A 12,151-nucleotide genomic window follows, 5' to 3' on the forward strand; every position below is an offset into this window, starting at 1 on the left:
AGACCAGCCCCCTGATGTCACTCCTAGTACCAGCAGTTCTGTTCTTCCTGGCGGTCGCCGTCCTCGGCCTGCTTCCCATTCCTCTACCTAAGCCCATGTATCCAGAGTGGCAGATGGAGAAGCGCCGTCGACTCGCCAACCAGACCGCATCAGAAAAAGTCGATGAGTATCCCGACACAACACCGAGCATCCTCGCCCTCAAAAACTATCAATCCACGCCACCGCAGAACACCGACCACTCATCCTCCTACACCCTCCCCATACCCGACGACGAGCCACCACCCCGCTCACATCACAACCACGACAGCGCACCACACCCCAGCACGCCAACATGATAATATTGGATGTTAGGCCACCGGAAGACAATAGGCCGATACCTGCGAGGACCCCACCGACCGGTAAGCGCTAGTCACATCACACCCGGGGCGCAAGGTCACACGGCCCAATAGCATGGACCCGGACAGAGGAGCAAGGAGAACCATGGGAGACACGATCAATATCCAGCTCGCCCCCGGATGGCGCACGATCACCCCGGAGGAGCTGCCCCCCAATATTCTCAACATCGGCGGGGAAGCCGTAAGATACATTGCTGCCGCCGTACCCAGCACACCGTCCTACGCGCCCAACCTTGTCGCCGTGCGCACCACCCTAGGCCCAGACGATAACCCCGAGGAGGTCCTCATAGCCTCCGCCAGGGTGATGGCCGATTCCATTCCCGGCATGCGCATGCTCGACGAACTCGCCGTTGCCGGTCCCCCCGAGGGCAGGCGTCTGCGCAGCGGGATCTACATCCTGGACGACATCTCCCTGACCATCCTCCAGATCGCCTGGCTCGATCGCACCGACGAGGGCACCCACCTGTGGACGGCCACATTCACCTGCGCCACACAGGAGTTCGGCGCCCTGTCCGAGCATTTCGTCCACATGAGCAACACCCTGGAGGTGGCCGCATGAGCTCCTTCGACACCAGTCGCGGCATCATCATCCTCGAACCGGACCAGTGGGACGTCCTCCAGCGCATGCTCACCGGCCCCCTGACCCAGCGCGCCAACTACGCCGAGGGCGCCCTCGCGGGACTGGAGGATCTCGGCGTCATCGACCCCTACGGGCCCACGCCCGCAGCACGCGGCATCCTCGCCGGCCTCATGAACTCCGACGCCCGCTACCTGCTGCGCCGACTCGCCCCCAACGACCCCCTGCCAGTGCGCGACCTCGCCATCGCACTATCCTCCCCCACTTGCACCATCGCACGCCACGACGCCGACGGCGTCCACATCTACGCCTGCGACGACATCGAGGTCCCCCACATCGCCCTGGCCAACGACCACCTCTACCCCCGCCCCATGATAGGCGACGGCCCCGATGCGGTCTACGGCACCCTCGCCGCCGCCGTGCGGCAGGGAGACATCGACGCCGCCGTGACCACGATGCGCACCATGGGAGAGTACGGACCACCAGGATCCACCTTCACCAACGACGCGGAGACCGGGCAATGGTCCATCGTCCTACGCTCTCGCCAGGACAGGGAGGGAGACGGCTACACCACCACAGGGCAGGCCATGACCCTCGGTACCCGCAACGCCCTCTACCAGATCCTCGAGGAGCCGGGAGGCGCCACCGACCCGCACGGCCCCTCCTCGACGCAATATCCCCTCGAACCCCTCCTGGCCACCGACGTATGGACAACCATCACGCCCTGGCTATGGGCCACCCCTTCCTGAGGGCCACACCCCCATCAACGCCCAGGACCGGGGCGGAACCCACCGCCGGACACCACTCACACCAAGGCCTCACCCACCGCCGCAGTTGCGGAGCCGGCTCAAGGGCCCGGGCTTCGAGCGTTGCGCGGGTGTGGTGGCGGCGTCATCGCGCATGACACTGCCACCACACCCGCGCACCGCTCCCGTGGCCTCAGCCCATCGGGCCGGCTCACCGCCTCAGCTCGCCGAGCCCTCCCGCTTCCTGAGCCCGGCGTTGACGCGCTCGACATCGAGCCGCGTGAGCAGCAGCAGGATGACGGCAGCAGCGGCCAGGGGGAGCCACACGTACATGACGTGGAGCATCTGAATGGCCGAGTCCGACTGGGCCTGCGCGCCGCCGATGTACCCGCTGGCCGCCAGGAGCCACCCGGACAGGGCGGTGCCGATCCCCCCGCCCACCTTGACCCCCAGGGAGGTGCAGGAGAACATCAGCCCGTCGATGCGATGCCCGGTGCGCAGCCGGGTGTGCTCGGAGGCCTCGGCGATGAGCGCATTGAGGGTGCCCTGCAGCGGGCTCATCCCGATCGAGGCCAGGGCGGAGAAGGCGAGCATGAGGGGGACGCTGCCCATGTAGGCGGCCACCACCACGCCCAGGCGCCCGAGGACCGCCACGGCGTACCCCGCGATGTTGACCCGGTACATCCCCCCGAGGCGGCCCACGACCACCGGGGTGACGAGCAGCCCGACGATGAGCGGGATGTTGATGGCCCAGGCGAAGGCCCCCAGGAGACCGGCGTCGCCCAGGACGTAGGTCATGAAGTAGATGCCCATGTTGAGCATCGCGGTGAAGACCTGGGTGAGCAGGAAGACCGCCAGGATGATGAGGTAGTACTTGTTGCTCAGAAGCATGCGCACCGACTGCCTCAGGCTGAGCCGCTCCTCATCGCCGCCCCGGGCCCCCTGGCCCTGCTCCTCGAGCTCCTCGGGAGGCAGCTCCCTGACGCTGAGCACCGACAGGGTGTTGACCGCCAGCCCGATGACGGCGTAGATGATCGCCATGGCGCGCCACCCCTGCGCCCCGCCGCCCAGCATCTCCACGCCCTGGACGGTGATGGACTGGATGAGCAGGCTGGTGCCGAAGGCGAACATGAAGCGGATGGAGCCCATCTGCACCCGCTCGGCGCTGTTCTTGGTGATCAGTGCCGTCAGGGCCGAGTAGGCGATGTTGTTGGCCGTGTAGAACACGGAGTTGAGCAGGGTGTAGGTGATGAAGAACCAGGCGTACTTGGCGCCCTCCCCCAGGGCCGCGGGGATGGCGAAGAGCGCGATGATCATGGCGGCGCACCCCACGAAGCCCCACAGCATCCACGGCCGGGCCCGGCCCATCCGGGTGCGGGTCCGGTCCAGGAGCCTGCCGAAGATGATGTCGGAGAACCCGTCGAAGATTCTGGAGACCATCATCAGGGTGCCGATGACCCCGGGGTTGAGGCCAGCGGTGTCGGTCAGGTAGATCATGAGGAAGGCCGACAGGAGGGCGTAGACCACGTTGCCCGCCACATCCCCCGACCCGTAGCCGACCTTGTTGTACCAGCGCAGGTAGGTCGTCTCAGTGCTGTCAGTCATTGCTCACCTCGTTGTGCGTGTTCTGCTTGATGGTCGTGGGCACCAGCTCCAGGGCCATGCCCAGCTCCTCGTCGTCGATCCGGTACTGCTCCCTCAGCCCGGGCCCGCAGCTGTTGGAGCCGATGCCCGCCATGGCCCCGTCGAGGCACAGCACGGTGCTGCCCGACGGCCTGAGCCCGGTGCGGTGCCGGCACCGGGCCAGCTCCTCCTGGGTGTAGGGCGAGGCGTTGAAGGAGAAGGGCGAGCGGCCCACGGCGGTCAGCGAGACCCGCGGGCCGCTGAGGGTCACGTAGTCGCAGTCGGCCCGGCTGCCGCCCTCCTGGGGGCGGATGCAGTCCGGGGCCATCTCGACGACGTCGGCGAGGAACTCCCCGTGGTAGCCGGCGCGGCGCTTATCGGCATAGCTCTCCTGGGGGCCCAGCCCGTAGTAGGAGACGTGCCTCATGGCCTCGGGCAGGAGCAGGCGCAGGCCCAGGCGGGGCAGGGGCGGCAGCTCCCGGTCCCGGCGCGCCCTCAGGTCGATGCCGATGGAGCCGTCACCCCTGATGGTCCACACCACCGCCGCGCGCAGGAGCGGCTGGACGGAGGGCGCCACCATGGCGATGTCGCTGCGGATGATCACCTCGGCCCCATGCTGCTCGACCTCGACGTCATAGGCGCGGGCCCGGGCCAGGTGGTAGAGGGCGCGCTCCCACTCCTTCCTGATGTGCCGGTCGTTGTCGGTGGGGGCCCGCCACAGGTTGATCTCCATGGGGCGCTCCAGCAGCCGGATCCCGCCGACCCCCAGGGCCTCGGGCAGGCCGGTGCGCGTGTCGAAGGCGTGGGAGAACCCCTCACCGGAGATCTCGATCCTGGTGCCCGCCCGTCGCGCCCGCACCCGGCCCCGCGGTGCGGGGGCCGCATCGAGGCGGATCAGGGCCCGGTGGCGCGGGTCGGCATTGGCCAGGGGCGCCTCGTCGAAGCCCAGGGGATGGCCGGGCTCCAGCAGGGGCCGGTCGGCGATGAGCCGGTAGCGCAGCAGCAGGTGGCAGCGGCCGGAGGCGGGCACGACCAGCGGGCAGGGGACCGTGACCCGGGAGTGCGGGGGCACGGGCCCCTCGGGCTCCAGGGTCCCGCTGTCGACCGGCTCGCCGTCGCAGCGCACCTCGTAGTCGATGCGCAGGTAGTCGGTCAGGTCCGTCATGTCGAGCTCGTTGCGGATGGTCAGCTCCCCGCGCTCCTGGTCCAGGGCCACGAGGCGGGCGGGGCGCTGGACGTTCTTGAGCTCGGCCAGCCCGGGGTGGGGGCGACGATCGGGGTCCACGAGCCCATCGACGCAGAAGTTGGAGTCGTGGATGTCCTCACCGTGATCCCCGCCGTAGAGGTAGACGGGGCCGGCCCCGGTGTCGCGGCCCGCCACGGCATGGTCGCACCACTCCCACACGAACCCCCCGCAGAGGCGGTCGTGGGCCATGATGAGCTCCTGGTAGTCCTCCAGATCGCCGGGGCCGTTGCCCATGGCGTGGCTGTACTCCACGAGCACCAGGGGCTTGTCCGGATCGGAGGCCAGGTAGTCCTCGATCTCCTCCAGGGCGGGGTACATGCGGCTGTAGAGGTCGATGCCGGAGTAGTCGTAGCGCCGCTTGGAGTCGCGGTAGTAGGCGCCCTCGTAGTGGGTCAGGCGCGTGGGGTCGAAGGACTTGATCCACGCCAGGGCCGCCTCCAGGGTGCACCCGTAGGCGCACTCGTTGCCCGCCGACCAGGCGATGACGCTGGGCCTGTTCTTCTCCCGGTGGACGCACAGGCGCACCCGGTCCATGGTCGCCCCGATCCACTCGGGGTTGTCGGCGATGAGCTCGTTCCAGTGCTCGACCTGGTTGTCCCAGGAGGGGTCGGCCAGGTAGCGGGCCTGGGTGCCGTGGCTCTCGTTGTCGGCCTCGGACATGACGTAGAAGCCGTACTCGTCGCACAGCTGGTAGAAGCGCGGATCATTGGGGTAGTGCGCGCTGCGCACGGCGTTGATGTTGTGCTGCTTCATCAGCGCCAGGTCCCGCCGCATGTGGTCCAGGTCCACCACGGGCCCGGTGCGGGGGTCGGAGTCGTGCCTGTTGACGCCGCGCAGGGTCAGGGGGCGCCCGTTGAGGCGCACGACGGCGTCGACGGCCTCGATCCGTCGCAGTCCCACCCGGTCGGTGATGACCTCCTGCGGGGCGGTGAGGGTCAGGGTGTAGAGGTGGGGATCCTCGGCACTCCACAGGTGCGGGTCCTCGACGGCCAGGGAGACCCGGTGGGTGTAGTGGGGGTCGCCGTCGAAGGGCTCCAGGCGGCCCCCGGCCACGACCCGGCCCTCGTGGGACAGCTCCGCGGTGGTGGGCGCCTGCCCGCCGCGGAAGACCGCGCGCACCTCCACCTCGGCGCGGCTCGGCCCGTCCCCCGGCCCCAGGACGGTGGTGGTGGCGTAGTCGTGGACCATCGCCTCGGGGCGGGACAGGAGGTAGACGTCGCGGAAGATGCCGCTGGTGCGGAACTTGTCCTGGTCCTCCAGGTAGGTGCCGTCGCACCACTTGAGGACCAGGACCGCCAGGCGGTTGGCCCCGGGGACCAGGTGCTCGGTGACGTCGAACTCGCTGGTGGCGTGGGAGACCTGGCTGTAGCCGATGTAGTGGCCGTTGAGCCAGGCGTAGAAGCAGGAGTCGACGCCCTCCAGGACCAGGTGGGTGCGGGGCGCCTGGGGGCAGGGGGTGTGCTCGAAGTCCCGGAGGTAGGCCCCGCAGGGGTTGTCCTGGGGGACGAAGGGGGGATCGAGGGGGATGGGGTAGCGGACGTTGGTGTACTGGTGGTGGTCGTAGCCGAGGTGCTGCCAGGTGCTGGGCACGGGGATGGGGGTGAAGCCCTCGGTGGCGGCGCCGGGCTCCCAGAAGGGCTCGGTGAGGTCGTGGATGCTCGGCAGGTAGCGGAAGGCCCACTGGCCGTTGAGCATCTGGAGGCGGTCGGAGACGTCCCGGGCCTGGGGGCCCGGGTCGATCGCGGTGGAGGCGGGCAGGTAGTAGGAGCGTGGGGGCAGGGTGTTCTCATGGAGGACCGAGAGGTCCTCATAGTGCCGGGGGACGATCATCGTGCAGCTCCATCCGTGGGCGGATCACCGCGGTTCGCGCCGTGATGTTGACCTCAACATAACGACACCCTCTCGGCTTCACAAGGCTTTCTCATCAGATAATCCGGTTTATGTTAACGTCATCACAAGCCTTCGCCGAGCCTTCCGCGGGTCCTGGTAGCCTTCCCGGCATGGGAACGGGAGGGGAGGCGCGGCGCGGGGGCGCGCGAGGGCCGGCGGCGGGCGCCCCGTCCCTGGCCGACGTCGCCCGACTGGCGGGCGTGTCCTCCCAAACGGTCTCCCGGGTCTCCAGCGGGGCCCCCAATGTGCGCCAGGCCACCCGCCGGAGGGTCCTGCAGGCCATGGACCAGCTGGGCTACTCCCCCAACCGGGCGGCACAGGCGCTGCGCCGGGGCTCCTCCCGGACGATCGGGGTGCTCACCCAGCAGATCCAGCGCACCGGCGAGGCCCTGACGACGGCAGGGGTGCTGGAGGCGGCGACCGAGGCCGGGTACGCCGTCAACCTCGCCCAGGTGGCCCGCCCCGAGTCCGAGGACCTGCGCCAGGCCTCGGTCCGGCTGGCCCATCAGGACATCGATGGGCTCGTCGTCGTCCAGGCGGGCACTGCCGGGCCGGAGCGGTTCTCGCTGCCCCCGGGCATGCCGGTGGCCGTATCCGACTCCGCCCTGGTGGGCCACTACCCCTCAGCCTCGGCCGACCAGGTCCAGGGCGTGCGCGACGCCGTCGACCACCTCCTGGACCTGGGGCACCGCACGATCCATCACGTCACCGGGCCCCCCGGCTCGCAGTCGGCGCTCATCCGCCGGGCCACCTGGGCCCGGCGCCTCCAGGAGGCCGGCATCGCGGCCCCCGAACCGGTGCCGGGCGACTGGGATCCGGCCGCCGGCTACCGGGCGGGCCTTCGCCTGGCCCGCGATCCCGAGGTCACCGCAGTGCTCTGCGCCAACGACGAGATCGCCTTGGGCCTCATCCGCGCCCTGCACGAGCAGGGCCGGCGCGTGCCCGAGGAGGTCTCCGTCGTCGGCTTCGACGGCCTGGCCCTGGGTGAGTTCAGCTTCCCCCCGCTGACCACCGTGCGCCTGGACTTCCGCCGGCACGGCCGCGCGATGGTGGAGCTCATCCTGGAGCAGGTGGCCGCAGGAGGGCCGCAGGGCGCCAGGAGCATGGTGATCCCCACCGAGATGATCATCCGGGCCAGCACCGCTGCCCCGCCCCACCCCGGCTGAGCCGGTGCGCCGGGCGGGGCACGTGGCGGGGTCGGACGATTCCCGCTGGGTGAGCCGCATTCCGCCCGCTCATACCCGGTCGCATCACCGGGCGGAATACGGATGACCCAGCAGGGAGAGGCTCAGCGCCCCTGCTCCGGCAGCAGGATCGAGCAGCCCAGGGCGAAGGGGAAGCCGGGCTTGAGCAGGCACTGGACGGCGGGCTGGGCCAGCTCCACCACCCGGTCCGCGTCCAGGCCCTCCTGCCCGTCCTCGCCGAAGTCCGCCACCAGGTCGGAGTAGGGCACCCGCAGCTCCAAAAGGGACATGCCATCGGAGTGCGCGGCGGTCCTCCAGACCCCGCTGTCCATCTCCAGGAGCGTGCCCAGGTGGAAGCTCATGACGCCGGCATCATCGACGTCGGCGGGGATGGACAGCAGGTGGTGCGGCTCGGGATCCCGCGGTGCGCGCAGGGTGAAGATGAGGATGCCGCCGTCGCGGGCGGCCCGCAGCATGAGCCGGCCGATGTGGATGCTGAAGCCGATGAGGTCGAAGTCCCCCTCCATGGCCTCCTCGAAGCCCAGGGGCTCATCGAGCACGACCGGGGCGCCCTCACCGGGATCGTTGATGGCCCGGCGGCCCTGCGGAGTGGCCGCCCTGAGCAGGAGCACGCGGCCGCCCTCGGCCAGAGTCCCGGTCTCCACGTGCTCGCCCCACCCCTGGGGCACCTCGGTGGGTCCGGGCTCGGTCTCCACCAGGCCCATGCCCAGGACGGTGGCCAGATCGGTGCCGTCGCCGGGGCGGTGCCAGGTGATGGTGGCGTCGTCGTGCCAGATGGGCACCACCCCGTTGAAGGGGATGCCGAAACGCACGTGCTCCCGCTCATCGACGCGGCGCCCCGGGTCGGCGTGCCTGCCCGTGGGTCCCGCCAGGTACTCGCTCATGGTTCCAGATTAGTCACCACGACCGGCCCGGCCGGGCACCCCGGGCGGCCCCGGCCCACCGGGGATCAGTCCCGCCCCGGGGCCCGCAGGGGGCGGGCCAGGGCGATGGAGGTGCGGAGGACCCGCAGGATGCTGCGGCGCTGATGCCGTGAGGTTTCCATCCCGCCACCGTAGGGCCGGGCGGGGGCGCCGGGAACGGGTAGCCCTCCCCGCCCCTGCCCACGGGCGCCCGCAGCGGCCATGGGCGCAGGCATCGCCAAGGGGCCCGGGCGCTCCGGAGGGGAGTGCCCCGCCGGGAATGGTGAGGCTAACCTGAGCGACATGGTCCCGCTGCTTGATCACGCCCTGACGGAACGACGGCGCGCCGCCACCCCTCCCCAGGCGGCGCGGCCCTGGCCCCTGCCCCGGGCCCGCTCCTCGCGGCTGACCGCCCTGGAGGAGTCGCTCACTCGCGCCGCTCCCGGCGAGCGCGACCGGATCCTCGACCGCTTCGAGGCCGAGGTCATGGCCGCAGGCACGCCCCTGGTGGAGGAGGGCTCCCGGGAGGGAGCCCGCATCGTGTCCTTCCTGCGGCGCGGGCCGGCCCCCCGGGGCGTCTACCTGGAGGCCAACCGGATCACCGACCCCACCGATCCGGGGGAGGCGCGCATGCTCCCGCTGGGCGGCAGCGACCTGTGTGCGCTGAGCCTGGAGATGCCGAGCACATGGATCGCCTCCTACCGCTTCGTCGTGCCCGGGAGCCCGCCACCGGCGGCGAGCCCGCACGAGGGGGTGAGGCTGGGGGACTACCGGGCCTTCCTGGCCCATGCCGAGCAGGATCCGCACTGCCGCGAGCGCCTGCCCGCCGGTGCGGGCGCACGGGGGCCGGCGGCCCATGGCGTGCTGGCCCTGGAGGAGGCGCCCGGGGTGCCGCACCGGGTCACGGCCGCCTGGCGGCGCCGGGATGCGGTCCTGACGGCCCCGGCCTCGGGTCGGGAGCTGGACCTGGTGGTGCTCACCCACCCGGGGGCGGGGGCCGGCAGCCCCCTCGTCATCTGCCTGGACGGGGAGGCCTGGCTGGGTGACGCGCTGCTGGTCGAGGCGCTGGCCGCCGCCGTGGAGGAGGGGCGCATGGCCCCGCCGAGGCTCGCCCTGCTGTGCGCCGCCGAAGGCGCGCAGCGCCAGATCGACTGGGCCTGCGAGCCGGCGGAGTCCAGGGCGCTGCTGGAGGCGGTGCTGGCGCTGGCCGGGCCGGGGCCCGGCCATGGGACGGGCGGGAGCCGCCCCCCGGTGGTCGTCGCCGGTCAGAGCCTGGGCGGCCTGTTCGCCATGCTGTGCGCGGTGCGCCACGGGGATCTGGTCGACGCGGTGGTGGCGCAGTCGGCCTCCCTGTGGTGGCCGCGGAGCGAGCCGGTGGATCCGGGGGCCGGGCGGTGGTTCGAGGAGGTGGGCCGGCGGGGCGACTCGGCACCGGTGGTGCTCCAGGGCGGCCGGCTGGAGTGGAACCTCGTGGGGGCGCTGCTGCATGCCCGCAGCCTGCTCGACGCCGTCGGGGCACTGGTGCCCGCACCGCACGACCTGGTCACCGGTGGGCACGACATGGCCTGGTGGCGGCGCGCCCTCCCGGGTGCGATCGAGCAGGCGGTGGGCGCCGCGGGGCGGGCCCGGCGCTGAGGGGCGGGGGCCGCCGCTGAGGGCCCGGGGCGGCTCAGAAGTCCCAGTCCTCGTCCTGGGTGGCCTCGGCGGTGCCCATGACGTAGGAGGAGCCCGAGCCGGAGAAGAAGTCGTGGTTCTCATCGGCATTGGGGCTCAGGGAGGCCAGGATCGCCGGGTTGACGTCCGTGGCCTCGGGCGGGAAGAGCGCCTCGTAGCCCAGGTTCATCAGGGCCTTGTTGGCGTTGTAGCGCAGGAACTTCTTGACGTCCTCGCTCAGCCCCAGCTCGTCGTAGAGGTCCTCGGTGTACTGCTCCTCGTTGTCGTAGAGCTCCATGAGCAGATCGAAGGTGTAGTCCTTGAGCTCGGCCTGGCGCTCGGGCGAGGACTCGCGCACCGCCAGCTGGTACTTGTAGCCGATGTAGTAGCCGTGGACGGCCTCGTCGCGGATGATGAGGCGGATGAGGTCGGCGGTGTTGGTCAGCTTGGCGTGGCTGGACCAGTACATGGGGGCGTAGAAGCCGGAGTAGAACAGGAAGGACTCCAGCATGGTGGAGGCCACCTTGCGCTTCTCGGGATCCTCGCCGCGGTAGTAGTCCAGGATGATGCGGGCCTTGCGCTGGAGATTCTCGTTCTCCTCGCTCCAGCGGAAGGCCTCATCGATCTCCGCGGTGGAGATGAGGGTGGAGAAGATGGAGGAGTAGGAGCGGGCGTGGACGCTCTCCATGAAGGCGATGTTGGTCAGCACCGCCTCCTCGTGGGGGGTGCGGGCGTCGGGGATGAGGGAGACCGCCCCCACCGTGCCCTGGATGGTGTCCAGGAGGGTCAGGCCGGTGAACACACGGGTGGTCATGTTCTTCTCGGCCTCGGTCAGGGTGGCCCAGGACTGGACATCGTTGGACAGCGGCACCTTCTCGGGCAGCCAGAAGTTGCCGGTCAGCCGATCCCAGACCTCGAGGTCCTTGTCGTCGGACAGGCGGTTCCAGTTGATCGCCTGGACGCGGTCGATGAGCTTGATGGGCTCGTGCATGGGGGCTCCTCCGGACGGCTGGCTGTCACCCCCATGCTAGCGACGAGGCTGCAGCGGAGGCGCAACGAGGCTGGGCGCGGCGGCGCCGCCGGGCGAGCACCCCGCGCGCGCCAGGGGATGACGGGGCTGCGACCTGCACGGCCTCGGTGTTCACTGAGCGTTCACTGAGCACCCCGCGCGCAAGGGGATGGCGCAGGGAGGCGTGGGCGGGGACACTGCCGTCATGAGCCCCGAGACGCCCACTCCCCCACGACTCACCGATGAGCCCGCCCTTCTCCTGGCCGGCCTCGTCGACGACGCCGAGCACCTGGCGGGGCGGGCCGCCTCCGGGCGCGCCGTCGTCGGCCTCACCGGGGCTCCCGGGGCGGGCAAGTCCACCCTGGCCGCCGAGCTGGAGGCGCTGCTGGCAGGGCGGGGGCTGCTGGCGGGCAGCGTCCCCATGGATGGCTTCCACCTGTCCAATGCGGTGCTCGACGCCCTGGGGCGCCGTGGCCGCAAGGGCGCGCCGGACACCTTCGACGTCGCGGGCTACCTGGCCGTCCTGGACCGCGTGCGCGCCGGCGCCGAGGTCCTGGCCCCCGTCTACCGGCGCGACCTGCATGAGCCGGTGGCCGCCGGCACCCTGGTGAGCGGGCCGGGCATCGTGGTCACCGAGGGCAACTACCTGGCCCTGGAGGCGCAGGGGTGGGGGCCGGTGCGCGAGCGCATCGATGTGCTCATCCACCTGGAGGTCGACGAGGCGGAGCTGTCCCGGCGCCTGGTGGCCCGCCACCAGGCCTTCGGGCGGGACCGGGCCCAGGCCGGCCACTGGGTGCGCAGCGTCGACCTGCCCAATGCCCGGCTGGTCTCGGCCAGCGCTCACCGCTGCGACCAGGTGTGGCGGCTGGGGTGACCCGCCTGCGCCGGCCCGCGCGCCACCACCG

The 12,151-nt window shown here is 70.9% G+C and carries 9 protein-coding genes and 1 pseudogene; 6 read left to right on the forward strand and 4 right to left on the reverse strand.

Annotated features, from left to right (window positions below; genetic code table 11):
* The 3 genes and pseudogenes from J5X07_RS03140 to J5X07_RS03150 form a co-directional block, all read left to right on the forward strand.
* Positions 1 to 335: pseudogene (locus tag J5X07_RS03140) on the forward strand (hypothetical protein); the annotation flags it as partial.
* A gap of 145 nt (positions 336 to 480) precedes the next feature.
* Positions 481 to 954, forward strand: coding sequence for a hypothetical protein (locus tag J5X07_RS03145; RefSeq protein WP_208478652.1), 474 nt, complete (start codon positions 481 to 483; stop codon positions 952 to 954).
* Complete coding sequence (locus tag J5X07_RS03150; RefSeq protein WP_208478653.1) at positions 951 to 1,721, forward strand: hypothetical protein; 771 nt, start codon at positions 951 to 953, stop codon at positions 1,719 to 1,721. Before J5X07_RS03145 ends, J5X07_RS03150 begins: the two co-directional genes overlap by 4 nt.
* 216 nt (positions 1,722 to 1,937) lie before the next feature.
* Here the strand turns inward: J5X07_RS03150 and J5X07_RS03155 are convergent, their stop codons facing one another.
* Both J5X07_RS03155 and J5X07_RS03160 read right to left on the reverse strand, forming a co-directional pair.
* On the reverse strand, positions 1,938 to 3,323 hold the full coding sequence (locus J5X07_RS03155) for an MFS transporter (protein ID WP_124933202.1): 1,386 nt from the start codon (positions 3,321 to 3,323) through the stop codon (positions 1,938 to 1,940).
* Positions 3,316 to 6,417, reverse strand: coding sequence for a glycoside hydrolase family 2 TIM barrel-domain containing protein (locus J5X07_RS03160; RefSeq protein ID WP_208478654.1), 3,102 nt, complete (start codon positions 6,415 to 6,417; stop codon positions 3,316 to 3,318). The genes J5X07_RS03155 and J5X07_RS03160 overlap by 8 nt, the downstream gene beginning before the upstream one ends.
* Positions 6,418 to 6,650: 233 nt before the next feature.
* Between J5X07_RS03160 and J5X07_RS03165 the strand changes: the two genes are divergently transcribed.
* A complete protein-coding gene (locus tag J5X07_RS03165) occupies positions 6,651 to 7,643 on the forward strand; it encodes a LacI family DNA-binding transcriptional regulator (RefSeq protein ID WP_124933235.1) in 993 nt (330 codons plus the stop codon).
* Between the two features lie 122 nt (positions 7,644 to 7,765).
* Here J5X07_RS03165 and J5X07_RS03170 read toward each other — a convergent pair whose 3' ends face one another.
* Positions 7,766 to 8,566 (reverse strand): hypothetical protein, encoded by an 801-nt coding sequence (locus J5X07_RS03170; protein ID WP_243896394.1) that lies wholly within the window; start codon positions 8,564 to 8,566, stop codon positions 7,766 to 7,768.
* Between the two features lie 321 nt (positions 8,567 to 8,887).
* Here J5X07_RS03170 and J5X07_RS03175 point away from each other — a divergent pair, with 321 nt between their 5' ends.
* Complete coding sequence (locus tag J5X07_RS03175) at positions 8,888 to 10,219, forward strand: enterochelin esterase domain-containing protein (protein ID WP_208478655.1); 1,332 nt, start codon at positions 8,888 to 8,890, stop codon at positions 10,217 to 10,219.
* Between the two features lie 34 nt (positions 10,220 to 10,253).
* Here J5X07_RS03175 and nrdF read toward each other — a convergent pair whose 3' ends face one another.
* Positions 10,254 to 11,228, reverse strand: coding sequence for a class 1b ribonucleoside-diphosphate reductase subunit beta (gene nrdF, locus J5X07_RS03180; RefSeq protein ID WP_124933198.1), 975 nt, complete (start codon positions 11,226 to 11,228; stop codon positions 10,254 to 10,256).
* 223 nt (positions 11,229 to 11,451) lie between these two features.
* Between nrdF and J5X07_RS03185 the strand changes: the two genes are divergently transcribed.
* Entirely contained in the window at positions 11,452 to 12,120 is a 669-nt protein-coding gene (locus J5X07_RS03185; protein WP_208478656.1) for a nucleoside/nucleotide kinase family protein, read from the forward strand.
* The last annotated feature ends 31 nt before the right edge of the window (positions 12,121 to 12,151 follow it).

Source organism: Actinomyces bowdenii (assembly GCF_017592395.1).
GTDB lineage: Bacteria > Actinomycetota > Actinomycetes > Actinomycetales > Actinomycetaceae > Actinomyces > Actinomyces bowdenii.